This window comes from Sphingomonas sp. MMS24-J13 (assembly GCF_044905095.1).
In the GTDB taxonomy this organism is placed as follows: Bacteria; Pseudomonadota; Alphaproteobacteria; order Sphingomonadales; family Sphingomonadaceae; genus Sphingomonas_I.
In genome coordinates this window covers 3,357,879-3,383,169 of record NZ_CP173258.1, presented here as the reverse complement: position 1 = coordinate 3,383,169, position 25,291 = coordinate 3,357,879, and the positions used below count along the sequence as shown (strand labels likewise).

Genomic DNA, 25,291 nt, shown 5'->3' with positions numbered 1-25,291 from the left:
TGCCGCGCCTGCAGCGTTTTACGCGCTGGCGGGGCGGGAATTCACGCTCTAGGACGTGCGGCATGGTACCGGGTTCCCAGCGGCCGGCCGCGCTTAGTATCGTCGCGGCTGCCCTCCTGCTCCTGCCGCCGGCTTTGGCGCACGGTCAGACTGCGGCGCCCGGCGTGGATGCCGGGCCGTCGCCCGATCCCAATAGTGGTTTGGCGCCGTTGCCCGATCTGGGTGTCGACTGGCCCGATCCCGCACGGATCGATGCGGCGCGGCCGGGCGATGTCCAGGGCGGCGCTAACAAGGGTGTGACCGCGGACCGGCTCCAGCGCTATCACGTGGTGGTGGAGGGGGCCGAGAGCGTGGGCGATACGTTCGCCGCAAGCTTCAAGCAACTGTCTGCCCTCGTCGCCAATGAAGGCAAGCCTGCCAATGCCGCCCAGATCGATCGCCGCGCCCGTGACGACGAGGCACTGATCGCCGAACTGCTGCGAGCGGCCGGTCGGTATGACGGCAGGGTTGTCAGCAACGTCTCGGTCGGGCCGGACGGCGGCGAGACGATCGTCCGTCTGTCGGTGACGCCGGGCGAAACCTATCATTTCGGCGAGGTGACGCTTCCCGGCCTCGATGCGGCGGGGCCGCGGGCGAAGACGTTGCGCGATGCCTTCGCGGTGAAGGCAGGCGATGCCGTCGATGCGGCGACGGTCAACGCGGCGATTGCGGCGTTCAAAGTGTCGCTGGGTCGCGACGGCTATCCCTTTGCCAGGGTGACCGATCCCGACATCACGGTGGATCACGCCACCCGGAAGGCGGTGCTGGCCTTGGCGGTCGATCCGGGCGCGCGCGCCAAATTCGGGCATGTGACCGCGGTCGGCGCGCATCCGATCTTCACCGCCCAGCATCTCGCCCGGATCGCGCGCTTCCGCACCGGCGACGAATATGATGCGGCGCTGCTCGACGATTTTCGGCGCGCCCTGATCGCGACCGGGCTCGTCTCGCTCGCCACGATTACGCCCACCCCGACGGCCGATCCGGGCGTGGTCGATATCGCGGTCAAGATCGATCGCGCCCCGCCGCGCACCATCGCCGGCGAGCTTGGTTACGGGACGGGCGAAGGCGCGCGCGCCGAGATTTCCTGGCAGCATCGCAATCTGCTGCCGCCCGAAGGGGCGGTGACCTTTCGCGGGGTCGCCGGCACCAGCGAGCAATCGCTCGGGGCGACCTTGCGGATGAGCAACGTCCAGGCGCGCGATCGCGTCCTCACCGCGCAGATCGTCGCCAGTCACACCAATTTCGACGCCTATGACGCGCGCACCTTCACCATTCTCGGTACGATCGAGCGCCAGACCAACATCATCTGGCAGAAGAAATGGACGTGGAGCGTCGGCGCGGAATTCGTGGCGTCGGACGAACGCGACACGATCGAGGCGACCGGCGCACCGCGGCGCCGCACCTTCCTCGTCGCGGCCATCCCGACCGGCCTGTCCTATGACGGATCGGACGATCTGCTCAATCCGACGCGCGGTTTCCGCCTGTCGGGCCGCTTCTCGCCCGAACTCTCCCTCCAGTTGGGCGCACACGTCTATGTGCGGCTCCAGATCGATGCGAGCGGCTATCAGCCGATCGGCGATCGGGTCGTGCTGGCCGGCCGGCTCAGGCTCGGCTCGATCGACGGGGTGGCGCGCGATTCGATCGCACCCTCGCGGCGTTTCTATTCGGGCGGCGGCGGATCGGTGCGCGGCTATGGCTATCAGAAGATCGGCCCGGTCGACGTGAACGGCGATCCGATCGGCGGCAAGGCGTTGACCGAATTCGGGGCCGAGGCGCGGATCCGCTTCGGCACGTTCGGGATCGTGCCCTTTCTCGACGGCGGCAATCTTTATGCGGGCTCGGTGCCCAAATTCCAGCAGCTTCGTTTCGGCACCGGGCTTGGCGTGCGTTATTATTCCAGCTTTGGGCCGATCCGGGTCGATGTCGGCACCCCGCTCGATCGCCGCCCAGGCGAATCGCGGGTCGCGGTCTACGTATCGCTGGGTCAGGCCTTCTGATGGACGAAAGCGAGGTCATCGCGCGGCCGCCGTCCCGAGGTTGGGGATGGCGCACCCTTCGCGCGATCGGGCTGTTGGCGGTCACCATTCTCGCCTGGATGCTGATCGGGCTTTGGGCGATCGATACCGGGCCGGGTCATCGGCTGATCGTCGATCGCATCGCCGGCCTCAGGCCCTCGACCGGATTGCGCATCAAGATCGGGCGGATCGACGGATCGATCTGGCACCGCGCGACCTTGCGCAACGTGCGTCTCTACGATCTCAAGGGTCGCTTCTTCGAGGCGCCGGAGATCGCGATCGACTGGCGGCCCCTGCGCTGGCTGCACAACCGGCTCGACATCAATCGTCTTTCGGCGCCGCTCGTCATCCTCGATCGGGTTCCCAAACTCAAGGCGAAGCCGAACGCCCCGATCCTGCCGGGCTTCGATATCCGCGTCGGCGCGCTGCGCATCGATCGGCTCCGGCTGGGTAGCGCCATTGCCGGCCGATCCTATGTCGCGAGCATCGCCGCGAAGGCCGACATTCACGACAAGCGCGCGATGATCGGGCTGCGTGCGCGCAGCAATGCCGGCGATCGCGTGCTGCTCGATCTGGATGCCGAACCCGATGGCGATCGCTTCAAGCTCGCCGCGCAGATCTACGGGCCGCGGGGCGGCACGATCGCCGGAATGATCGGCATGCACGATCCGGTCGCGCTGGATGTCAGCGGGCGGGGGGGCTGGCAGGTCTGGAACGGCCGCGCGCATGGCACGCTGGCAGGCAAGCCCGTTACCGATCTGGCGCTCGGCGTCCGGGACGGCCGCTATTCGCTGTCCGGGATGATGGCGCCGTCGCCCTTCCTGTCGGGCAAGCTGCAGCGCCTGACCGAGCCGCGCATCCGGATTGCAGGCGAAGCGACGCTCGCCGATCGCAAGCTGGCAGGTAAGCTCAGCCTGGCCAGCCCGTCGCTGCGCTTCGCCACGCACGGCACGGTCGATCTGGCCGCGAACGCCTTCGCCGGGGTGAGGGTCGACGCGCAATTGCTGCGACCGGCGGCCTTGTTTCCGAACATGAGCGGGAACGACATCCGCCTCCAGGCCGAACTCGACGGAGCGTTCCGGACCGCGGCCTTCCGCTACGCGCTGACCAGCCCGCATTTCGCGTTCGACACGACCGGGTTCGATGACGTTCGCGCCGCTGGCGCGGGGCATATCTCCAGAACGCCTTTCCTGCTGCCGATCCGCCTGCATGCCGCGCGGGTGACCGGGATCGGGGACGTCGCGGGCGGGATCCTCGCCAATCTCGATGTGGCGGGAACGCTGCGGATCGACGGCAAGACGATCGTCGGCGACGATCTCGCGCTCGCGTCGGACAAGCTCAAGGGCAAGTTGCTGCTGCGGCTCGATCTGGTCAGCGGCCGCTACGACGTCGCGCTGACGGGCGGTCTCACGCGGTATCTCATCCCCGGGCTCGGCATTGTCGACGTCAATACCAAGCTCAACGTGCTGCCGGGGCCGAACAATATCGGCACGATCGTCAGCGGCACCGGCCAGGCGGTCGTCCAACGCTTCGACAATGCCTTCCTGCGCAGCCTGGCGGGTGGCGAGCCAAGGCTCGACACCAGGCTGGTCCGGTCCCCGGACGGTATCATGCACTTTTCGGACATCGTCCTGACCGGCCCGTTGGTGCGTATCACCGGCACGGGGCTCAGGCGTCGCGACGGCAGCTTCCAGTTCAGCGGATCGGGCACGCAGGCGGTCTATGGACCGTTCCAGCTAACGCTCGACGGGATGATCGATCATCCGACGATCCGGCTGGTCTTCGAACATCCGGTCGATGCGCTCGGGCTGTCCAAGGTGTCGCTCGATCTCGATCCCCTCGCCGATGGCTTTACCTTCCGCGCCAAAGGCGGATCGATGGTCGGGCCGTTCAACGCGCACGGCACGATCCGCACGCCGCCGGGCATGGCGACGATGATCGAGGTCGCCGATCTCGCCGTAACCGGCACCCACGCCAAAGGCATGCTGCGTTCGGGGCCGGGCGGTTTCGTCGGCCGGCTCGATCTGGCAGGCGGCGGCATCGCCGGCGCGATCCAGTTCGCGCCGCAAGGACCGATCCAGCGGATCGAGCCGCACCTGACCTTCACCGATGCCACCCTGGCGGGAATCAACCCCACGTTCGTGCGGCGCGGACGGGCGGATGGCGCGGTCCTGCTCGATCCGGCCGGCGTGTCGGTCGATGGCACCGCGTCGGGCACCGGCCTCACGCGCGGCAGCATGAGCATCGCCCGCGCGAACGTGGAAGCTCATCTCAAGGGCGGCCGCGGCAAGGTTACCGTCAGGGTCGCCGGCAGCGGGGGACGCGCGTTCGACATCAATGCCGTCGCCGATATCGATCCCGGCCGCATCGCGGTGACCGGACAAGGTGTGGTCGAGGGCCGCCCGATCCGGATCACCGCGCCCGCCGTGCTCACGATGGACGACAATCTGTGGCAACTGGCACCGGTGCGGCTGGAATATGCCGGCGGTGCGGCGACCCTGACCGGCGCATTCGCGCGCACGTCGCGAAGCTTCGAGGCCTCGCTCGATCATATGCCGCTGGGCGTGCTCGACATCTTCAACCCGTCGCTGGGGTTGGGCGGCTATGCGAGCGGCAAATTGTCGTTCCACCATGTCCTCGGCAGCGCGCCTTCGGGGCGGATCGACGTCGCGGTGCGCGGCATGACGCGGTCGGGACTGGTGCTGAGTTCGGCGCCGGTCGATCTCGGGCTGGCCGCCGTGCTGACCGCCAATGGTGCGGCGGGGCGGGCGGTTGTGGTGAGCGGCGGCAAGACGATCGGCCGCGCGCAGGCCAAGATCGGGCCGCTGGTGCCGGGTGACGACATCGTCAGCCGCCTGATCAACGCGCCGTTGTTTGCCCAGCTGCGTTATGCAGGTCCGGCGGATACGTTGTGGCGGCTGATCGGGGTCGAGACGATCGATCTCTCGGGACCGCTCAATGTCTCGGCCGATATCGGTGGAACGCCCGCCAATCCCAGCATACGCGGCAGCGTCTCGAGCGATGGCGCGCGCCTCGAAAGCACCACCACCGGCACGATCATCACCAACATGAAGGCCGCGGGGACCTTCGACGGATCCCGCCTCAACCTGACGAGCATGACCGGCAATGCCGGCAGCGGCACCGTCAGCGGGCGTGGCAGCTTCGAATTCGGCGCGGGCAAAGGGCTGGGGATGGACCTCCAGCTTCAGGCGCAGAATGCGGTCCTGCTCAACCGCGACGATATCGGCGCGACCGTCACCGGGCCGATCACGATGAAGTCGAACGGCCGTGGCGGCACGGTCGGCGGCGACATCACGATCCTCAAGGGGCGCTTCAAGCTTGGAAGCGCGGCCGCCGCGCAGGTCCCGCAGCTTGCCGCGAAAGAAATCAACCGCCCCGACGAGGGCGAAGTGACCGATACGCCGCCGTTGCCGTGGACGCTCGACATCAAGGCGAAAGCGAAGAGCCAGTTGATGGTGACCGGGCTCGGCCTCGACAGCGAATGGCGCGCCGATCTTACGATCAAGGGTGCGATCAACAATCCCGCGATCGGCGGACGGGTCGATCTGATCCGTGGCGGCTATCAGTTTGCGGGGCGCCGCTTCGATCTTGATCGCGGCACGATCCGCTTCACCGGCGAGGCGCCGCCCGATCCCGTGCTCGACATCACCGCGCTCGCCAATCTGCAGGGGATCAGCGCGACGATCCATGTCACCGGCACCGGCCTCCATCCCGATATCAGCTTCGTCAGCGTGCCGGCCTTGCCCGAGGACGAGGTGCTGTCGCGGCTTTTGTTCGGCACCTCGATCACCAATCTGTCGGCGCCGGAGGCGCTGCAACTGGCAGCGGCGGTGGCGAGCCTGCGCGGCGGATCGGGCGGCGGTTTCAACCTCGATCCGATCAATGCGGTGCGCAAGGCGGTGCGGCTCGATCGGCTGCGCATCCTGCCGGCCGATGTGACGACGGGCCAAAAGACCGCAGTCGCTGCCGGCAAGAATATCGGGCGGCGCACCTATGTCGAGGTGATCACCGACGGACAGGGCTATTCGGCCACCAGCGTCGAATACCGGATCACGCGCTGGCTGTCGGTGCTGGCGACGGTCAGTACGATCGGCCGCCAGAGCGCCAACTTCAAGATTTCGAAGGATTATTGAGCTTCGTCGTCCCTGCGCAGGCAGGGGCCATGTCTATCGACCCAATAGAAGCCCATGGAGAGCAAGTTGGCTCACCGATAGGGCAGTTTATGCTTGAGAGATGGGCCCCGGCTTGCGCAGAGGCGACGGGTTACGCCGCGTGATGCGGACGGAACAGCTTCCAGCGCTCGGTGGCGAGCACCAGCACCAGCGCTGCGACGCCAACGCTGACGAAGCCCAGCACCATCGGCACCGTCGTCCCGTTGAACGATTGCCCGACGATGATGCCGATGATCGATCCGCCGACGGTGGAAATAAAGCCCTGCACCGATGAGGCGGTGCCGGCGATCTCGCCCATCGATTCCATCGCCATCGATCCGAAGTTCGATCCCATCATGCCGAAGCAGAACATGGTCAGGCACTGCAGGGCGATGAAGGTCGCCATCGTCTCGTATCCTGTCACCGCGACCACCAGATGGATCGACGACGCACCGATGAAGCCCAGCAGTGCGCTGTGGCTGACGACGCGCGTGCCGAACCGTTCGACGATGCGCGAATTGATGAAGGCGGCGGTTCCCATCGCGCCGGCGATGCAAGCGAACATCAGCGGAAACTTGTTCGGCGCATGGAAGATGTCGGCGAAGATCTGTTGCACCGAATTGATGAAGCCCATCAGTGCGCCGAACACCGCAGTCATCGCCAGGGTGTAGCCGATCGCGTTGCGCTCGAGCAAAGTCCGGCCGATGGCAGAAGTGATGCCGCCGACCGAAATCGGCTGGCGATGATCGGGATGCAAGGTCTCGTTGAGCTTGAGCCCGCCGATCAAGGCCACCATCGCCGAGAAAGCGGCGAGGAAGAAGAAGATGCCGCGCCAGTCGGCCACCAGCATGATGATCTGGCCGATGCTGGGCGCCAGCGCCGGCACGGCCAGGAAGACGATGAACGACAGCGACATGACGCGCGCCATCTGCCGCCCCTGATAGCAATCGCGCACCACCGATACCGCCAGCACGCGTCCGGCCGCACCCACGACGCCCTGCAGAAAGCGATAGACAAGCAGGCCGGTGAAACTGGTGGCGAGGCCGGCGGCGATGCTGGTGATCGCGAACAGGCTTAGGCTGACGATCAGGATCGGGCGGCGGCCGTAGCGATCGGCGAGCGGGCCGTAGACAAGCTGTGCCGCGCCGAAGCCGAACATGTAGAGCGCCACGATCCACTGGCGATCATTCTCGCTCGCCACCGAAAGCGCTTGGCCGATCTGCGCCAGCGCCGGCAGCATCGTATCGATGCCGAGCGCCTGGCAAGCCATGATCGCCGCAATCAGCGCGACGAAGCCGTGGAAGCTCAATCCGGGATCGGCACTGCCGGGCTCGCGGGGTGGCGCATCGCTCACGCGGGATTCCGCGCGGGAAGAAAGTACAGACGCTCGCATCCCGCTGATATGGCGGTTATGTTGCGCCGCAGCAAGAGTTTTGCAGCCGCGGGCTGCAGACCCGCGGCCACATTTTTCAGCTTACGCTTCGGCCGTCGCGCGCGGCTTGCGGCCACGGGGCTTCGGTTCGGGCGCCGCCACGCGCGGCTTGCGGCCGAGGCCGATCTTGTGCGCGAGTGCGCGACGCTGCTCGGCATAATTAGCTGCGACCATTGGATAATCGCGCGGCAAGCCGAATGTTTCGCGATAGGTTTCCGGCGTATAGCCGTGCTGCGAGATATGACGACGCAGCATCTTGTACTGCTTGCCGTCGATCATGCTCACCAGATAATCGGGCTTGATCGAAGCACGTGCCGAAACAGCGCCACGGGGCTTTTCCGGCTGCGGTTCGGGGGCTGCGCCACCGACCGACTGAAGCGCGCTATAGACGCTCTGAATCAGCGTAGCGACTTCGGCGGTAGGGACGCTGTTGTTGCTGACATGCGCGGCTACAATGTCGGCAGTTAAGGTGATAAGTTCCTGATTGTCAGATGCCACGTCTTATACTCCTGAGGGGGGACGGCATATATAACCGTTTTGGTGTATGGCCAGCATTTTTGTTTACTTAACTGTGTTTTTCGGTCCGCACCGGCCATATTTCTGTGATGATATGGCGCGATGGATGCGCGTTGCGTACCTCCGATGCCGTCCCCATATCGCGGACGAATGATGAGGACCGGATGAACGAAGATAAGATTGGCTGGCACGGAACGACAATCCTGTCCGTGCGCAGAGGCGGCAAGGTGGTGGTTGCAGGCGACGGACAGGTCAGCCTCGGCAATACCGTGATCAAACCCAATGCGAAGAAGGTGCGCAGGCTGGGCGACGGATCGGTGATCGGCGGATTTGCCGGCGCGACTGCGGATGCCTTCACGTTGTTCGAGCGTCTCGAGCGCAAGCTCGAACAGCATCGCGGGCAATTGTTGCGCGCGGCGGTCGAACTGGCGAAAGATTGGCGCACCGACAAATATTTACGCAATCTGGAAGCGATGATGATCGTCGCCGACAAGCACGTGACCCTGATCCTGACCGGCAACGGCGACGTGCTCGAGCCGGAGGCCGGGATCGCCGCGATCGGATCGGGCGGCAATTACGCGCTCGCCGCGGCGCGCGCCTTGGTCGATTATGAAGACGATGCCGAGAAGATCGCGCGGCACGCGATGCGGATCGCTGCCGATGTCTGCGTTTTCACCAACGGCAATGTCACGATCGAGACGATTGACGACGCGGCCTGAAAAGCGGCGCCGGATCGACTCTCCTTATTCAATATCCCGGACATATTTTCACGATGAACGACGCCCTTACTCCCAAAGCCATCGTCGCTGCGCTCGATCAGCATATCGTCGGGCAGGACGATGCGAAGCGCGCAGTGGCGGTTGCGCTGCGCAATCGCTGGCGCCGCCAGAAACTCGCGCCCGAATTGCGCGACGAAGTCAGCCCCAAGAATATCCTGATGATCGGGCCCACCGGCTGCGGCAAGACCGAGATCAGCCGGCGTCTTGCGCGTCTCGCCGATGCGCCGTTCGTAAAGGTGGAGGCGACCAAGTTCACCGAAGTCGGTTACGTCGGTCGCGACGTCGAGCAGATCGCGCGCGATCTGGTCGAGGAGGCCGTCCGGCTCGAGAAGGAGCGTCGCCGCGCCGCGGTCAAGGACAAGGCCGAAGAGGCGGCGATGGCGCGCCTGCTCGATGCCTTGGTCGGCAAGGATGCGTCGGAAGCGACGCGTACCGCCTTCCGCCAGCGTTTCGCCGACGGTCACCTCGCCGACAAGGAAATCGAGATCGAACTGGAGGAGACCGGGGGCGCGCCGATGGAGATACCCGGCATGGGTGGTCAGGTCGGCATGATCAACCTGTCCGACATCATGGGCAAATTGGGCGGCGCTCGCATGAAGCGGCGCAAGCTGACGGTGAGTGCGGCCTGGACCAAGCTGGTCGACGAGGAAGCAGACAAACGGCTCGATCAGGATGAGGTCAGCCGCGCCGCCTTGGCCGATGCCGAAGCCAACGGGATCGTCTTCCTGGACGAGATCGACAAGATCGCGGTCAGCGATGTGCGCGGCGGGTCGGTCAGCCGCGAAGGTGTCCAGCGCGATCTGTTGCCGCTGATCGAGGGTACCACCGTCGCGACCAAATATGGGCCGATGAAGACCGACCATATCCTCTTCATAGCCTCGGGCGCGTTCCACGTCGCCAAGCCGAGCGATCTACTGCCCGAATTGCAGGGCCGCCTGCCCATCCGGGTCGAGCTGAAACCGCTGACCGAAGCGGATTTCGTGCGCATCCTCTCGGACACGCGCGCCAGCCTGACCGAACAATATCGCGCCTTGATCGCAACCGAGCAGGTGACGATCGAATTCACCGACGAAGGCATTGCCGCGATCGCGAAGATCGCGGCACAGGTGAACGAGAGCATCGAGAATATCGGCGCCCGCCGCCTCCAGACGGTGATGGAGAAGTTGCTGGAGGATGTGAGTTTCCACGCAGAGGACCGCACCGGTACTGCACTCACGATCGACGCGGCCTATGTGGAATTGCAGCTCGCGGCCGTCGCGCGGAACACCGATCTCAGTAAATATGTGCTCTGACCGGGTTTAAGTTGCCGATCGGCACGCGCCCGTGCCAACGCTTCCCATATTTCATAGCCGGAGTGTGGTGCGCGTGCCGACGATCGACCAGCCGAGTGTGGTGATCGCCACCCCATGAGCGGTACGTTCCGATCGCTGCGACATCACAATTATCGCGTCTGGGCGGCGGGCGCGATCGTGTCGAATGTCGGTACCTGGATGCAGCGTACCGCGCAGGATTGGCTGGTGCTGGCCGAACTGACCAATCACAAGGCCAGCGCCGTCGGTATTGTCATTGGGCTCCAGTTCGCGCCGCAACTCCTGCTGCTGCCCTTTACCGGTTACGCCGCCGATAATTTCGATCGGCGCAAGCTCCTGCTGGTGACGCAAGTCGCGATGGGCCTGCTGGCGCTCGGGCTTGGGCTGCTGGTGGTTACCGGCGCGGTCCGGTTGTGGATCGTCGATGTCTTTGCATTCCTGCTCGGCTGTGCCGCTGCGTTCGACGCGCCCGCACGCCAAACCTTCGTATCCGAACTGGTGCATGAGGAGGATCTGGGGAATGCGGTCGCGCTCAATTCCACGTCGTTCAATGCCGGGCGCCTGATCGGCCCGGCGGTGGCCGGGATATTGATCGCGGCGGTCGGGTCCGGCCCCGTGTTCCTGATCAACGCGGCATCCTATGTTGCGGTCATCGGATCGCTCATGCTGATCCGCCGTACGGAAATCCGCGCGACTGATCGCGGCAGCGGTGCGCGGGGCGGGATCGCGGACGGCTGGCGTTATGTGATCGGCCGCCCCGATCTCGTGGCGTCGATGGTGATCATGTTCCTGATCGGTACGTTCGGCTTCAATTTCGCCATCTATATCTCGACCATGTCGCTCAAGATCTTCCATCGCGGCGCTGACGGCTATGGTTTCCTGACCTCGGTCATGGCGGTCGGATCGATCATCGGCGCCTTGTTGTCGGCGGGGCGCGACAGACCGCAATGGAATTTCGTGATGCTGGGGCTGGGGGTGTTCGGCGTCGGCTGTGGGCTGGCTGCGATCAGCAACAATTATTTGCTCTACGGGCTGATCCTCGCGATCGTCGGTATCGCCTCGCAGACCGTCACCACCTCGATCGTCGGGCTTGTCCAGCTTGGCTCCGATCCGCTGATGCGCGGGCGGGTGATGGCGTTGCTGATGGCGATCTCGCTCGGCGGCACCCCGCTCGGCAGCCCGATCGTCGGCTGGATCGCCGATCATTTCGGCCCGCGCTGGGCGATGGGCGTCGGTGCCTCCGCGGGAATAGGCGCATTGATTGTCGGATTGCTCTATCTGCGCACGGCGGCCAGGACCCGGGCTGTCGAATCCCTGGAGGCCCTGCGCTGATGTCGTTGACCGAGAAGATCATTGCTCCCGTCGCTGCATGGATCATCGCGGTGATCTCGGCCTCGGGCTATCTCGGCGTCGCGCTGCTGATGGCGATCGAGAGCGCGTGCATCCCACTGCCGTCCGAAATCATCATGCCGTTTGCCGGCTATCTTGTCTCGACCGGCCGGTTCGATCTGCTGCTGGTCGCGACCGCGGGTGCGCTCGGCTGCAATCTGGGGTCGATCATCGCCTATGAGGCGGGCAAGCGCGGCGGGCGGCCGTTCGTGGCGCGCTGGGGGCGTTATGTCCTGCTCGACATGCATGATCTCGATCGCGCGGAATATTTCTTCCAGCGCTGGGGCAGCATCACCGTGCTGCTCTGCCGGCTGCTGCCGGTGGTGCGCTCGTTCATCGCCTTCCCGGCGGGTGTCGCACGCATGCCGCTGGTCCGCTTCCACATCTATACGTTCGTCGGCTCGTGGCCGTGGTGCTTCGCTTTGGCCTGGGTCGGCATGAAGCTCGGCGTCGCGTGGCGCACCGATCCGCGGTTGGGGGCGATCCTGCACCGCGCGGATTTTGCAGTGGCGGGTGTGGTGATCGTAGGGGCCGTCTGGTTCGTCTGGCACAAGATCAGACAGAGTCGCTAAATATCCTCCCCGGCAAGGCCGGGGAGGATCGAACACTTACCGCCCGCTGGTCTTGCGGACCGCACTGCGATGCGCGCCCGGCGCACCCTTGCGGGGCCCGTAATTGCGCTTGGGCGCCCCGGCCGGCCGTTCGCCATCGTGGCGGCGCTGATCGGGACGACGCTGGCCGTGCGGGCGCTCGGGGCGCTCGTCGCCCTTGGCAGGCTTCGGCAGGCGCGCGCCTTCGTCGAGGAAGTTCGCCGGCAGCGGCATGATCGACGGCTTGGCGCGCGTCAGCTTTTCGATCGCGCGAAGATAAGGCCGCTCGTCATCCGCCACGAAAGAAATGGCGATACCGGTAGCACCCGCGCGCGCCGTCCGGCCGATGCGGTGGACATATTGCTCGGGCACGTTGGGCAGCTCGAAGTTGAAGACGTGGCTGATGCCCGACACGTCGATCCCGCGCGCGGCGATGTCGGTTGCGACCAGGATCGGTGCGTGGCCCGACTTGAACTCGGCCAAAGCCCGCTCGCGCTGCGGCTGGCTCTTGTTGCCGTGGATCGCATTGGCCATGATTCCGGCCGCGACGAGATGCTTCACGACGCGATCGGCGCCATGCTTGGTGCGGGTGAACACCAGGGCCCGCTCGATCTGGGTCGCGCGCAAGGTCAAGGTCAGCAAGGATTGCTTCTCGGCCTGGTTGACGAAGATCACCTGCTGCTCGACCCGCTCGGCGGTGGTCGACGGCGGCGCGACCGAAACCTTGACCGGGTTGGTCAGGAAGCTGTCGCCCAGATCCGAGATAGTCTTCGGCATGGTCGCCGAGAAGAAGAGCGACTGGCGCTTCTTCGGCAGCAGATTGTGGATCCGCTTGAGCGCATGGATGAAGCCGAGGTCGAGCATCTGATCGGCTTCGTCGAGCACGAAGATCTCGACGTCGCGCAAGGTCAGCGCGCGCTGGTCGATCAGGTCGAGCAGGCGGCCCGGGGTCGCGACGAGCACGTCGACGCCGGCGGCGAGGCCACGGATCTGGCGCGGGATCGGCACGCCACCGAACACGGTCATGACGCTCAGCTTCATGAACTTGCCGTAAGCGGTGAAGCTCTCGGCAATCTGGCTGGCGAGCTCACGCGTCGGCGCCAGCACCAGCATGCGGCAGCCCTTGAGCGGGCGCGGCTTGGGGTTGTTCGCCATGTAGTCGAGCGAGGGGAGGGCGAAGGCTGCGGTCTTGCCTGTGCCGGTCTGCGCGATACCGCACAGATCGCGGCCTTCGAGCAGGGCCGGAATGGCCTGCGCCTGAATTGGGGTCGGGTTCTCGTATCCCTTGGCGGCAAGCGCCTGCTGGAGCGGCGCGGAGAGGCCGAGGTCGGAAAATTTTGTCATTGATGCACTTTCAGTGCGCGAACAGCCGCGCGGACTCCTGGTCCGAACGACAGCAAGCGGGTTCATGAGACGACCCGCGTGAAAGGGGAGCCCTGGGCTACACGCCTGTCCTGCAAACACGACCCGTTGAGGAGCGGGAATTCCACGCTGTTTGCTGCAATGCCGCATAGGGCACCGGCGCTGTCCTTTATATCGCCTATTTTCGGGAAAAATGCAAGTGGTACGGTGGGCGATTGAAAAACCTTCCTAAACGGCTCCTAAGGGGCCGGTGAGTTTCTTCGAAAGCCTGGTTGCGCTGGTGTTTGCCGCGATCCTGTTGCTGCAGGTCTCGCGGCGGCTCGCCATTCCCTATCCCACGATGCTCGCAGCTGCCGGCGTCGGGCTGGCGATGATCCCCGGCGCACCCAAGATCGCGCTCGATCCCCATATGGCCCTGGCCTTGTTCATCGCGCCCGCTCTGGTGGATGCGGCGTTCGACTTTCCGATCGGCGCGGTATGGCGGTTGTGGCGCCCCTTGTTCGCCTTGGCCGTGGTGGCGGTTGCCGTGAGTGCGGGCGCGGTGGCGTGGCTCGGGGTAGCTTATGCGGGGCTGCCTTTCTACGCCGCGCTTGCGCTGGGCGCGATCGTGGCGCCGCCCGATGCCGCGGCCGCGACCGCGGTCATGGGCAGCATCAGCATGCCGCGCCGCTCGGTCGCGGTGCTGAAGGGTGAGAGCCTGCTCAACGACGCGTCGGCACTGCTGCTGTTCAGCGCGGCGACGCAGGTGCAGAGCCATGGCGGGATCGACGGGCCGATCGCGCTGCGCCTCGGGCTGGCCGCACCGGGTGGCATCCTGTTCGGCATCGCGCTCGCGTGGGTCCTCAAGAAAATTCAGCCGATCGTCCGGGGCACGCTCGGCAGCAACCTGCTCGAATTCGTCACCACCTTCGGCGTGTGGATCATCGCCGAACGCATCGGTCTCTCGCCGGTCCTGTGTCTCGTGGCGTTCGCGATGACCACGGCGCGCAGTGCCGGGCTCACCAACCCGCCGCGCATGCGAATCCACAGTTTCGCGGTGTGGGAGTCGGTCGTGTTCCTGCTCAACGTGCTCGCTTTCCTGCTGATGGGATTGCAGGTGCGGACGATCGTCGGCGGCATGACATCCGCCCGCTTGCACGAGGCGGGCTGGTTCGCGCTTGCCGTTATATTATGCCTGATCGTGGTGCGGCTGGCGTGGGTTCTGGTCTACAATCGCCTCGCGCGCCATTTCAAAGCCCTGCGCGGCGATGCCGAGCCGGCGAGCCTGCGCCAAGGCGTGCTGATCGGCTGGTGCGGGATGCGCGGCCTCGTCACGCTCGCCACCGCCTTCGCGCTCCCGGCCGATTTCCCGCAGCGCGATCTGATCGTGCTCACCGCCTTCGCGGTCGTGCTGGCGACCTTGGTGGTGCAAGGGCTCACGCTCGGGCCGGTCGTGCGCTTGCTCGGGCTCGACGGAGATGACGGGCTGGAAAAGGAATTGGCCGAGGCCCGCGCCGATCTCGCGGCGTCCGCGCTGGCCAGCCTCGATGGCAAACAGGGACCGGCAGTCGAGCATTGGCGCTTCGGCTTCGAGGCGGCACGCGCGGCCGTCGTCCCGCCCGAGGACGTCGCCCCGCTCGAACGGAAGCGTGCGATCGGCCTCTCCGCGATGCGCAAGCAGCGCAAGCGACTGGAGCAATTGCGGCTGGAGCAGAGGGTCGGTGCCGACGCCTTCCTGGTGCTGCAGGAAGAGCTCGATTTCCACGAAGTCGCGCTCAGCAGCGAAGACGAACGGCATATCGAGGAAAGTTGATCTCCATGCCGGGTTGCGCGCTAAGATGCCCTCCATGAAACGCGCTCTTCTTCTCCTCGTCGCTTTGTCCTCACCTGCATTCGCGGCGCTGACCGCGCCGGAGGCGAAGATGGTCGCCACGATCGACGCCGAGCGCGATCGCGATTTCACGCTGCTCCGGAAACTGGTCGATCAGAATAGCGGCACCCGCAACCTCGCCGGCGTGCGCGCTGTCGCGGACATGATGAAGGCCGAACTCGAGCCGCTCGGCTTCACCGTCCGATGGGTCGACATGGAAGCGAAGACCCAGCGCGCCGGCCATCTGCTCGCAGAGCATAAGGGCGATGGCAAAGGCCGGCACATCCTGCTGATCGGTCACATGGATACGGTGTTCGAAAAGGACAGCCCGTTCCAGAAACTGGTCCGCCGCGGCGATACGGTCGAGGGGCCGGGCGTCGACGACATGAAGGGTGGGCTCGTCGTGATGGTCGCGGCGTTGCGCGCGATGAAGCAGGCCGGCACGCTCGAATATGCCGATATCCGCATCGTGCTGTCGGGCGACGAGGAAAGTGCCGGCACGCCGGTCGACCTCGCGCGCGCCGACATGGTCGAGGCGGGTAAATGGGCCGATGCGGCGATGGAATATGAAAGCCTTGCCACTGAAGACGGCAAGGATGTGGGATCGATCTCGCGGCGCGGATCGATCAGCTGGGTCGTCACCGCCACCGGCCGCACCGCACATTCGGCGGGCGTGTTCGGCGAGGGGGTGGGCTTCGGCGCCAATTACGAACTGGCTCGGATCGTCGACACCTTCCGCCGCGAATTGCGCGAGCCCAACCTCACCTACAATATCGGGTTGATGCTCGGTGGGGTCGAAGTCGCGCCGACAACAGCCGAAGTGATAGCCGGCACCGCCAGCGGCAAGCCCAATATCGTTGCGGCCAAGGCGATCGCCACCGGCGATATCCGCGCGCTCTCGAACGAGCAGGCCAGGCGGATCGAGGAGGAGATGCGCGCGATCGTGGGCAAGAATTTGCCCGGCACCAAAGCGGAAATCACGTTTCGCGAATCCTATCCGGCGATGGCGCCGACCGAGGGGAGCCGCGCGTTGCTCAAGGATCTGAACGCGGCGAATGCCGATCTCGGCCTGCCCGCGATGGCCGAGCTCGATCCGATGAAGCGCGGCGCCGGCGATATCGCCTTCGTCGCGCCCTATGTGAGCGGGCTGGTCGGCACCGGCATCGTCGGTGCGGGCGCACATGCCGCCGGTGAGACCGCCGATCTCTCCAGTATTCCCCGTCAGGCCAAGCGCAGCGCGCTTCTGATGAGCCGCTGGAGCCGGATGAGCCGGAGCAAATAATCCGCACGCCAAGGGACATTGCGGTTGCGGGCTGCGGCCCGGCGGGGCTGGCGGCGGCATTGCTGCTCCACCGGCTCGGGCACCGCGTGACCCTCTTCGAGCGCTTCGCCGCGCCACAGCCGATCGGATCGGGGCTGATGATCCAGCCCACCGGCCTGGCGGTACTGCGCGCTCTTGGCCTCGGCGACAGGTTGCTGGCCGGTGGTGCCCGCATCGATCGGCTGCGCGGCGAGACGACCGATCCGCGCCGGATCGTGCTCGACGTCCATTATTCGGCGCTGCGGGGCCAGGCTTTCGGTATCGGCGTCCATCGCGCAACCCTGTTCGCGATCCTGCATGATGCGGTGATCGCGGCGGGTCTGACAATCGAGGGCGCACGCGCGATCGTCGGCAGCACGATAATCGCCAACGGCCGGCGGCGGCTGGACTTTGCCGACGGTCGATCGGCGGGGCCGTTCGACCTGATCGTCGACGCGCTCGGCACCCGCAGCACGCTCGCGCCGCCGACCGGCCATGCGCTGGCTTATGGTGCGCTGTGGGGCTCGCTCGACTGGCCGGACGGGGCGGGGTTCGACGGCCACGCGCTCGAGCAGCGTTATCGCCGCGCGAGCGTCATGGCGGGCGTATTGCCGCTCGGGCACGGCAAGGCGGCCTTGTTCTGGTCGCTGCGCGCCGATCGCCTGCAGGGGTGGTACGACGCGGGGCTGGCGGCGTGGAAAGACGAGGTCGCGGCTCTGTGGCCCGCCACGCAGCCCTTGCTCGATCAGCTTGTCGCGTCCGATCAACTCACCTTCGCCCGTTACGCGCACCGTACGCTCCGCACACCTGCCGAAACAGGGATGATCCACATCGGTGATGCATGGCATTCGGCCAGCCCGCAACTCGGGCAAGGCGCGAACATGGCGCTGCTTGATGCCTATGCGCTGATGCGAGGGCTGAAGGCACATGACGAGATATCTTCGGCTTTGGCGGCGGCGGTGAAGATGAGCCGATCGCATATCCATCTCTATCAGGCGCTGACGGCCCTGTTCACGCCGGTTTACCAATCGGACGGTCGCATGCTGCCGTTCGTGCGCGATCGCCTTGTCGGGCCGCTGTCGCGGCTGTGGCCCGCCACATGGATCCAGGCAGCCCTGGTGAGCGGCACGATCGGCAATCCGCTAGGCAAGCTTGGCCTGAGCTAATGCGCCTCTTTGAGAGCAGCATCGTTCGGTCGCCCGGTGATAGCCGGTCGCGTAGTACCAGCGTCAGCGCATCGCCATGCGCGCATCGAGCATCGGCTGCTGCGATACGGTAATCGCGCCGCTGGTCGGCCGATCGAGATCAAGGATCAGGGCAAGCGCCAGCGTCAGCAGGAGGAACAGGATCAGGGTGACCGCGCGATGGCGTCGTCCGGCCGCGCGCATCACGTAGCCGACGATCGTCGCCGCCGCGACGGCATAGAGGACCAGCACGAGCAACACCTGTGTCGGGATGCGCGCGGCGCGCTCGGCCTTGCGCGACGATGCCGCGTCGAACATCTCGTTGACGGCGGTGACGATCGTGGCGGCGATCGGCGGCGGGGTCGCGGCTATCGCGCCCTGCAGGTCTTTCCAGACGATCGCCTGAGAGACGCCGGTTGCAGCTTCGATCCGGGCGGGGTCCGTGCCGCGCGACAGGCCGAGCCGCACGTCGGTATAATCGGCGATGGCGTGCTGGAGTTGTACGCCGGTGCCACCGCCAGCAAGGCCGGCGCGTAGCCAGGCCGTGCCGATCGCATTGCCCTCGTTGACGACCAAAGCGCGCCGCGCGTCGAAGCGCGTGATCGCCAGCGAAAAAGTGAAGGCAATCAGCAGGCCGAGCAGGGCCAGAATGGCCGAGAGCAGATAGCCTTCGCCATCACTCCGCTCGACCGTATCGCGGCCGAGCCGGGTCCGCAGCAAGGCTCCCATCTCGGCTGCGGAGGCCAGCAGGAAGAACAGGATGGATGCCGCCAGCCACAAGCCGGTGTCATCGAACAGCCGCTCTTCGAAACCCATCGCCCAACCCCGCGCTTCGAACTGCAGTTTAACGCCACAATCGCAGCAGGAAAGGCGCGTTGACCCGCTATAATTGCATCCACGGATGATCGCGCTGACCAGCCAGTTCAGGCCCATGCTTCTCGCGCGTGTAGAGCCGGATGCGGCGACCGTCCGGATCCTCGATCACCAGCATGAAAGCCAGGACGGTGACGATCTCGCCCGAATGCGGCACGCCGAGTGCATCGCAATGCGCCGCCCATTGCGCCAGTTCGGCGCGCCCCTGGATGGTCAGCGTGATCGGATCGAAATGACGGGCCGCACCGCCGTGCCGCGCGCTCAGCCGCAGATCGAGCAATGTGCCCCAGCCGGGCATGTCGCAGATATAGGCGTAGATGTTGCCTGCGGCGTCGCGATGATCCGCTTGTGGCAGCCGCCGTGCGCCGAACACTTTCTCATAGAATGCGAGCGAGGCGTCGCAATCGGTCACCGCGAATTTGAGATGGTGGATGCCGTCGACCGTCGGCTGTTGTGTCATCATGGGGGTTCCTCTCCCCGATGGGATGCCCTGCTTGTACGGGACGATCTTCTCCCGAAAGGAAGCAGCTGTTCTATCTGCCGGGTGCCGGCCCCGTGCTGCCGCGCACGACCAGTTCGTGCGGCAGGATCACGTCCAGCAATTCGGTCTGGGTGCCGGCGATCGTTTCGAGAAGGATGCGCGCGGCGCGGCTGCCGACATCCTCGGCGGGCTGGGCGATCGTCGTCAGCGGCGGATCGCAATAGCGGCCGAAGCGGATGCCGTCGAAGCCGATGACCGAAATATCGCTCGGGCAGCCGAGGCCGGCTTGCCGGACCGCTGCCAGCGCGCCGATCGCCATCTCGTCACTGAAGCAGAACAGGCCCGTCACGCCGTCCGCCATCAGCGCGCTGGCCGCGACGAGCCCGCTTTCGATCGTGAAGTCGCCATGGCGGATCCGCAGTTCGTCGGCCAGCCCGTGCCGTGTCATCGCCATCCGCACGCCGCGCAGCCGATCGCGGCTGGTCATCGCCTCCATGACGCCCGGGATCGCCCCGATCCGGCGGTGCCCCAGTTCGATAAGGTGCGTCACCGCCAGTTCGGCCGCACCTCCATCGTCGATATGGACGCTCGAGACGCCGAAATCGGCGCTGTGTTCGAATGCGTTGACGATCGGCGCGCGCCCACCCTGTTTTGCGATCGCCTGTGCCAAAGAGGGCGGCACGATCGGGCTGGTGAAGATGATCCCGTCGACCTCGCGGCTGGCGAGCATCATCGAATAGACATCCTGCTGCCCGGGGTTTTGCAAAGTCTCGCCGAGGATCACCGCATAGCCCGCCTCCCGCGCGACCCGCTCGACACCCTGGATCATGTCGCCGAACACCGGATTGGAGATGACCGGCACGGTCAGCAAAATCTTCGACGCGCGTGCCTGGCGTAGATTGCGCGCCATCCGATTGGGCTCATAGCCGAGCCGCTCGACCGCCTGCAGCACCCGCGTGCGTGTCGCCGTTGCGACCAGGCCGGGCTGGCTCAGCACGCGCGAGACGGTGGCCGTCGATACCGCCGCGTATCGCGCGACATCCTGGATGGTGGCCATGCAACACCTCCCTTCCGCTCCGTTACCGGGCATTGACGCGTGTGGAGAGGCCTATGTAGTAAAATACGCGATGTAAACGATTACAGTCATCAACTGAAGGCGGGGCGGCATGCGTAAGATCCGGATCGGGCTATTGGCCGCAATTGCACTGCCCACTGCCGCGATCGCGCAGGGCATGCCCGTCGTCACGACCGCGTCCGGTCCGGTGCGGGGCGTCACGGCCGAGGGTGTGGCGAGCTGGAAGGGCATTCCCTTCGCCGCCCCGCCGGTCGGCGCGCTGCGCTGGCGTGCGCCGCAGCCGGCGGCAGTGTGGCGCGGCACCCGCGATGCCACCGATTACGGCCATGACTGCATGCAGGTGCCCTTCCCGAGCGATGCCGCCCCACTCGGTACGCCGCCGGCCGAGGATTGTCTTTATCTCAACGTCTGGCGTCCGGCCGGCGTCACGGCCAGGCTCCCCGTGATCGTGTGGATCTATGGCGGCGGCTTCGTGAACGGCGGCGCCTCGCCGCCGACCTATTCGGGCGCCAATATTGCCAAGCAGGGCGTGATGTTCGTCAGCTTCAACTATCGCGTCGGCCGCTTCGGCACCTTCGCGCACCCGCAGCTCACCAGGGAGGATGCCGACGGCGGGCTGCTCGGCAATTACGGCTATATGGACCAGATCGCCGCGCTGAAGTGGGTCCGGACGAACATCGCCAGGTTCGGTGGCGATCCGCGCAACGTGACGATCATCGGCGAGAGTGCGGGCGGCATGTCCGTCCATGCGCTCGTCACCTCGCCGCTTGCCAAAGGGCTGTTCGCCAAGGCCGTGGTGATGTCGGGCGGCAACGGTCAGGCGATGGGCAGCGATGGCCTTGCCGTGGCCGAGACGATCGGCGTCGCCTTCGCCCAATCGAAGGGCATCGCCCCCGACGATCCGCAGGCGCTCGCCAGATTGCGCGCGCTTTCGGCCGAGGATGTGACCAGCGGGCTCAACATGATGGCCTTGTTCGCTCCCAGCGGCCCGCGCACCTTCGCTTCGCCGTTCGTCGATGGGAAGCTCGCGGTCGATGCGGGGCAGGCCTATCGATCGGGCGATTTCGCGCATGTCCCGATCATGATCGGGGCGACCAGCGCCGATATCGGAGGCAAGACCGGCATGATGGTCGCAGGTGCGCGCAGCGCATCGGCCACGATCGCGAGCAAGGGCGTCCCGGTCTACGAATATCGCTTCTCCTATGTCGCGGACTCGGCCCGCACGCCGCAGACGGCGGGGGCGGGCCATGCCAGCGACATCCCCTTCTTCTTCCACACCGAGACGATCAAATATGGCGACAAGACCACGCCGCGCGATCAGGGCGTAGGACGGATGATCAGTGCCTATATCGTCAATTTCGCAAAGACCGGCGATCCCAACGGCGCCGGATTGCCCCAATGGGCACATTATGCCGCCGCCAGCGACACGATCATGGATTTCGCGGCGAGCGGTGACGCCGTGCCGGGCAAGGATACATGGGGTGCCGATATCGATGCGGCAAACCCGCCTGCGCGCCCCTAACCGGAGATCATGATGAAGCGCCTGTCGCGTGTCGCCCTGATGCTGGCGGCAACGATCGTCGGCGGGGCTATCGCCGCCCAGCCATGGCGCAACACCAAACTGCCGTCGGACGATCGCGCCCGGCTGCTGCTCGACGCGATGACGCTCGACGAGAAGATCGCGCTCTTCCATGGGCCGATGGCGGTGCCGTGGATTCCCGGCATGGTCGTGCCCGAAGGGGCGATCGGATCGGCAGGCTATGTTCCGGGCAACGACCGGCTCGGCATTCCGGCTTTGCAGGAAACCGACGCGAGCCTCGGCATCGCCAATCCCATGCTGATCCGCGGCCCCGGCGACATGTCGACGCCCTTGCCGTCGAGCATGGCGCTGGCCGCGACCTTCGATCCCGCCATCGCCTTCGCGGGCGGTGCGATGATTGCCAGCGAGGCGCGTGCCAAAGGACTCAACGTGCTGCTCGCCGGCGGCGTCAACCTGACGCGCGATCCGCGCGGCGGCCGCAATTTCGAATATGTCGGCGAGGATCCCTTGCTTGCCGGGATCATGGCGGGGGAATCGATCCGCGGCATCCAGAGCCTCGGCATCCTCTCCACGGTGAAGCATTTTGCGCTCAACGGGCAGGAGCATGAGCGCATGACCGCCGATTCGGTGATCGGCGAGGCGGCGGCGCGCGAATCCGATCTGCTCGCCTTCGAGATCGCGATCGAGCGCGGCCAGCCCGGGTCGGTGATGTGCTCGTACAATCTGGTGAACGGTATCTATGGCTGCCAGAACGACTGGACGCTGAACCAGGTACTCAAGCGCGACTGGGGCTATCGCGGTTTCGTCATGTCCGATTGGGGGGCGGTCCACACGGTCGATGCGTTTGTGGCCGGGCTCGATCAGCAATCGGGCGAGCAGCTCGACAAGCAGATCTGGTTTGGTCAGCCACTGAAGGAGGCCGTGACGGCGGGGACGGTGCCGCAGGCACGCGTCGACGATGCGGCGTTGCGCATTCTGCGCGCGATGTTCGCGCACGGGCTGGTCGACAATCCCCCCGTCAAGGCGCCGATCGATTTCGCCGCGCACGCCAAGGTGGCCCAGGACGAAGCCGAAGGCGGGATCGTCCTGCTCGACAATCGCAAGGGGCTGCTGCCGCTCGTCGCCGGCGCGAAGCGGATCGCGGTGATCGGCGGGCATGCCGAGAGCGGCGTGCCGTCGGGCGGCGGATCGTCGCAAGTCGCCAACCCTTATCACCAGGGGCCGATCGCGCCGCGCATGGTGCCGATCGGGGGCGAGGGGATGATGGCGCTGATGCAGAATGTCGTCTTCGATCCCTCGTCACCCCTCATGGCGATCCGGGCACGGGCAAAAACGGCGCCGGTCAGTTTCGACACCGGCATCTATCCGGAAACCGCTGCCGCCGCCGCGAAGCAGGCCGATGTCGCGATCGTCTTCGTCTATCAGCCTTCGACCGAGGGCGACGACGTGCCGAGCATGGCGCTGCCGTTCGGGCAGGATGCGCTGATCGAGGCGGTCGCGGCGGCCAATCCCAATACGATCGTCGTGCTCGAGACCGGCAATCCGGTACGCATGCCATGGGCGGGCAAGGTCGCGGGCGTGGTCCAGGCCTGGTATTCGGGCGCCAAAGGTGGCGAGGCAATCGCGCGGATTTTGTTCGGAGAGGTCAATCCTTCGGGCCGCCTGCCGATCAGCTGGCCGGTCGACGAGAGCCAGCTTCCGCGGCCCACCATTCCCGGCTGGGGCGGGCCAGCCGGTGCGCCGGTGAAGGTGGACTATACGATCGAGGGCTCGGATGTCGGTTATCGCTGGTTCGCCCGCCAGAACATCAAGCCGCTTTACCCGTTCGGCTATGGGCTGAGCTACACCAGCTTCCGCTACGCCAACCTGGCGGTGAAGGGCGGCAAGACGATCGTCGCGAGCTTCGACGTCACCAATAGCGGCGCGATCGCGGGCAAGGACGTACCGCAAGTCTATCTGACGATTGCGGCGGGGCGAAAGATGCGGCGCCTGATCGGGTTCGAAAAGGTGGCGCTCGCCCCCGGCGAGACGCGGCGGGTCACGGTTACGGCGGATCCGAGGCTGCTGGCATCGTTCGATACCGCCCAGCATGGCTGGCGGATCACGCCCGGCAGCTATCGTATCGGCGTCGGGCCCGATGCGGAAAGCGAGATCCTGTGGGGGGCGGCCAATATCGCCTCGGCGCGATTGAAGCCGTGATCCGGCCATCCCTCCCGAAACGGAAGGATCTTAGCGCGGCGTACCGAACCAGATGACGTGCCGGGGCCCCTTGCCGTTCTGGCGCGCACGCACGGCCACCTCATCGATAAGGAAGCCCGCGCTTGCCATGCGCCGGGCGAAGGCATTGTCCGGTGCCGCCGACCAGATCGCGGCGATGCCGCCAGGTTTCAGCGCAGCCTTGAGCGCGGCGAGCCCGCGCGCCGAGTAGAGGCCGTCATTGCCGGCGCGGGTGAGGCCATCGGGGCCGTTGTCTACGTCGAGCAGGATTGCGTCATAGGTCGATCGGCCGGCCGCGATCAGCGCGGCGACATCGCCTTCCACCACGGTCACGCGCGGATCGTCGAGGCAGCCCGCCATCAACGCCTGCATCGGCCCGCGCGCCCAGGCGATGATCTCGGGCACCAGTTCGGCGACGGTCAGCCGGGCATCGGCGCCCAGCACCGCGAGCGCCGCGCGCAAGGTGAAGCCCATGCCGTACCCGCCAATCAGCAGATGCGGCGCCGGGCGGCCGGCGATACGCTCGCACGCCATCGTCGCGAGCGCCTCTTCCGATCCGCTCATCCGGCTGTTCATCAGCTCGTTACGGTCGAGCACGATCATGAAATCGCCGCCACGCCGGAACAGGCGCAGTTCATCGCCGCCCGGGATCTGCGCCGTGTCGATCAGTTCACGCGGCGTCATAAGGCTGTGTCCTTATGGGCGGGAAGCGGGCGATCAGCCCTTGCGCTTCTTGCGGGCCGCGTAGCGCGCGTCGCGCGCCGCCTTGAGTTCGGCTTCGGTCTTGGCTGGCTTGACCAGCTTGGCCTTGGCCTCTTCCTCGGCCAGGCGGGCGGCCTCGGCGGCAGCGCGCTTGGCTTCCTTCGCCTGTTGCTCGGCTTCGCGCTTGGCCGCGCGCTTCTCGGCCTCGGCCGCTTCCTTGGCTTCGCGCGCTGCGGCACGCTCCGCCATCAGCGCGGCATCGGGCACCGGCCGGTCTTTCATCTTTTCGAGCGCTTTCTGCCGCGCCTCCTTGGCCATGGCAGTGCGTTCTTTGAAATCGGGTATCTTGAAAGCCACTCGAGTCTCTTGTTCCTGTTGCGCGGCGAACCGTCCGCTGTACGCTAAGTTCCTTTAGCGGCAATTTTCGCTGTGTCTCGCAAAACGATCGGTTGCGTGCGCCGGGCTT

19 protein-coding genes are annotated in these 25,291 nt (G+C 65.9%); 11 read left to right on the top strand and 8 right to left on the bottom strand.

Annotated elements, in window-relative coordinates; translation table 11 throughout:
* Positions 1-62 precede the first annotated feature (62 nt).
* Both AB4Z44_RS15515 and AB4Z44_RS15510 read left to right on the top strand, forming a co-directional pair.
* Positions 63-2,036, top strand: a complete 1,974-nt coding sequence (locus AB4Z44_RS15515) for an autotransporter assembly complex family protein (RefSeq protein WP_404710598.1) — start codon at positions 63-65, stop codon at positions 2,034-2,036.
* Positions 2,036-6,208 (top strand): translocation/assembly module TamB domain-containing protein, encoded by a 4,173-nt coding sequence (locus tag AB4Z44_RS15510; RefSeq protein WP_404710597.1) that lies wholly within the window; start codon positions 2,036-2,038, stop codon positions 6,206-6,208. The genes AB4Z44_RS15515 and AB4Z44_RS15510 overlap by 1 nt, the downstream gene beginning before the upstream one ends.
* Before the next feature lie 130 nt (positions 6,209-6,338).
* Here AB4Z44_RS15510 and AB4Z44_RS15505 read toward each other — a convergent pair whose 3' ends face one another.
* Both AB4Z44_RS15505 and AB4Z44_RS15500 read right to left on the bottom strand, forming a co-directional pair.
* Positions 6,339-7,580, bottom strand: coding sequence for a multidrug effflux MFS transporter (locus AB4Z44_RS15505; RefSeq protein ID WP_404710596.1), 1,242 nt, complete (start codon positions 7,578-7,580; stop codon positions 6,339-6,341).
* Between the two features lie 120 nt (positions 7,581-7,700).
* On the bottom strand, positions 7,701-8,156 hold the full coding sequence (locus AB4Z44_RS15500) for a MucR family transcriptional regulator (RefSeq protein ID WP_404710595.1): 456 nt from the start codon (positions 8,154-8,156) through the stop codon (positions 7,701-7,703).
* A gap of 182 nt (positions 8,157-8,338) precedes the next feature.
* Here AB4Z44_RS15500 and hslV point away from each other — a divergent pair, with 182 nt between their 5' ends.
* The 4 genes from hslV (at position 8,339) to AB4Z44_RS15480 (ending at position 12,224) form a co-directional block, all read left to right on the top strand.
* Entirely contained in the window at positions 8,339-8,893 is a 555-nt protein-coding gene (hslV, locus tag AB4Z44_RS15495) for an ATP-dependent protease subunit HslV (protein WP_404710594.1), read from the top strand.
* A 53-nt stretch (positions 8,894-8,946) separates the two neighbouring features.
* Positions 8,947-10,245 (top strand): ATP-dependent protease ATPase subunit HslU, encoded by a 1,299-nt coding sequence (hslU, locus tag AB4Z44_RS15490; RefSeq protein WP_404710593.1) that lies wholly within the window; start codon positions 8,947-8,949, stop codon positions 10,243-10,245.
* 114 nt (positions 10,246-10,359) lie between these two features.
* Positions 10,360-11,595, top strand: coding sequence for an MFS transporter (locus AB4Z44_RS15485; protein ID WP_404710592.1), 1,236 nt, complete (start codon positions 10,360-10,362; stop codon positions 11,593-11,595).
* A gap of 5 nt (positions 11,596-11,600) precedes the next feature.
* Positions 11,601-12,224 carry a DedA family protein gene (locus tag AB4Z44_RS15480; RefSeq protein ID WP_404714244.1) on the top strand — a complete coding sequence of 208 codons (624 nt, stop codon included), beginning with the start codon at positions 11,601-11,603 and terminating at the stop codon, positions 12,222-12,224.
* 36 nt (positions 12,225-12,260) lie between these two features.
* Here the strand turns inward: AB4Z44_RS15480 and AB4Z44_RS15475 are convergent, their stop codons facing one another.
* Positions 12,261-13,586 carry a DEAD/DEAH box helicase gene (locus tag AB4Z44_RS15475; protein WP_404710591.1) on the bottom strand — a complete coding sequence of 442 codons (1,326 nt, stop codon included), beginning with the start codon at positions 13,584-13,586 and terminating at the stop codon, positions 12,261-12,263.
* Between the two features lie 268 nt (positions 13,587-13,854).
* Between AB4Z44_RS15475 and AB4Z44_RS15470 the strand changes: the two genes are divergently transcribed.
* Genes AB4Z44_RS15470 through AB4Z44_RS15460 form a run of 3 tightly spaced genes read left to right on the top strand, consistent with a single transcriptional unit; the run spans position 13,855 to position 17,919 of the window.
* Positions 13,855-15,396: a cation:proton antiporter gene (locus AB4Z44_RS15470; RefSeq protein WP_404710590.1), complete on the top strand. Its 1,542-nt coding sequence runs from the start codon at positions 13,855-13,857 to the stop codon at positions 15,394-15,396.
* 34 nt (positions 15,397-15,430) lie between these two features.
* Positions 15,431-16,735 carry a M20/M25/M40 family metallo-hydrolase gene (locus tag AB4Z44_RS15465; RefSeq protein ID WP_404710589.1) on the top strand — a complete coding sequence of 435 codons (1,305 nt, stop codon included), beginning with the start codon at positions 15,431-15,433 and terminating at the stop codon, positions 16,733-16,735.
* A gap of 59 nt (positions 16,736-16,794) precedes the next feature.
* Positions 16,795-17,919, top strand: a complete 1,125-nt coding sequence (locus AB4Z44_RS15460; protein WP_404710588.1) for an FAD-dependent oxidoreductase — start codon at positions 16,795-16,797, stop codon at positions 17,917-17,919.
* A gap of 63 nt (positions 17,920-17,982) precedes the next feature.
* Here the strand turns inward: AB4Z44_RS15460 and AB4Z44_RS15455 are convergent, their stop codons facing one another.
* The 3 genes from AB4Z44_RS15455 to AB4Z44_RS15445 all read right to left on the bottom strand — a co-directional run bounded on the left by AB4Z44_RS15455 (position 17,983) and on the right by AB4Z44_RS15445 (position 20,348).
* Positions 17,983-18,753 carry a hypothetical protein gene (locus tag AB4Z44_RS15455; RefSeq protein WP_404710587.1) on the bottom strand — a complete coding sequence of 257 codons (771 nt, stop codon included), beginning with the start codon at positions 18,751-18,753 and terminating at the stop codon, positions 17,983-17,985.
* A 67-nt stretch (positions 18,754-18,820) separates the two neighbouring features.
* A complete protein-coding gene (locus AB4Z44_RS15450; RefSeq protein ID WP_404710586.1) occupies positions 18,821-19,273 on the bottom strand; it encodes a VOC family protein in 453 nt (150 codons plus the stop codon).
* Positions 19,274-19,343: 70 nt separating this feature from the next.
* Complete coding sequence (locus tag AB4Z44_RS15445; RefSeq protein WP_404710585.1) at positions 19,344-20,348, bottom strand: LacI family DNA-binding transcriptional regulator; 1,005 nt, start codon at positions 20,346-20,348, stop codon at positions 19,344-19,346.
* Between the two features lie 109 nt (positions 20,349-20,457).
* Here AB4Z44_RS15445 and AB4Z44_RS15440 point away from each other — a divergent pair, with 109 nt between their 5' ends.
* Together AB4Z44_RS15440 and AB4Z44_RS15435 are read left to right on the top strand one after the other, a co-directional pair.
* Positions 20,458-21,888, top strand: a complete 1,431-nt coding sequence (locus tag AB4Z44_RS15440; protein ID WP_404710584.1) for a carboxylesterase/lipase family protein — start codon at positions 20,458-20,460, stop codon at positions 21,886-21,888.
* 9 nt (positions 21,889-21,897) lie between these two features.
* Complete coding sequence (locus tag AB4Z44_RS15435) at positions 21,898-24,105, top strand: beta-glucosidase (RefSeq protein ID WP_404710583.1); 2,208 nt, start codon at positions 21,898-21,900, stop codon at positions 24,103-24,105.
* Between the two features lie 30 nt (positions 24,106-24,135).
* Here the strand turns inward: AB4Z44_RS15435 and AB4Z44_RS15430 are convergent, their stop codons facing one another.
* Both AB4Z44_RS15430 and AB4Z44_RS15425 read right to left on the bottom strand, forming a co-directional pair.
* The gene (locus tag AB4Z44_RS15430; protein WP_404710582.1) at positions 24,136-24,807 is read right to left on the bottom strand and encodes a spermidine synthase; all 672 of its coding nucleotides are present in this window, start codon (positions 24,805-24,807) and stop codon (positions 24,136-24,138) included.
* Between the two features lie 33 nt (positions 24,808-24,840).
* A complete protein-coding gene (locus tag AB4Z44_RS15425; protein ID WP_404710581.1) occupies positions 24,841-25,182 on the bottom strand; it encodes a DUF6481 family protein in 342 nt (113 codons plus the stop codon).
* Positions 25,183-25,291: the final 109 nt, after the last annotated feature.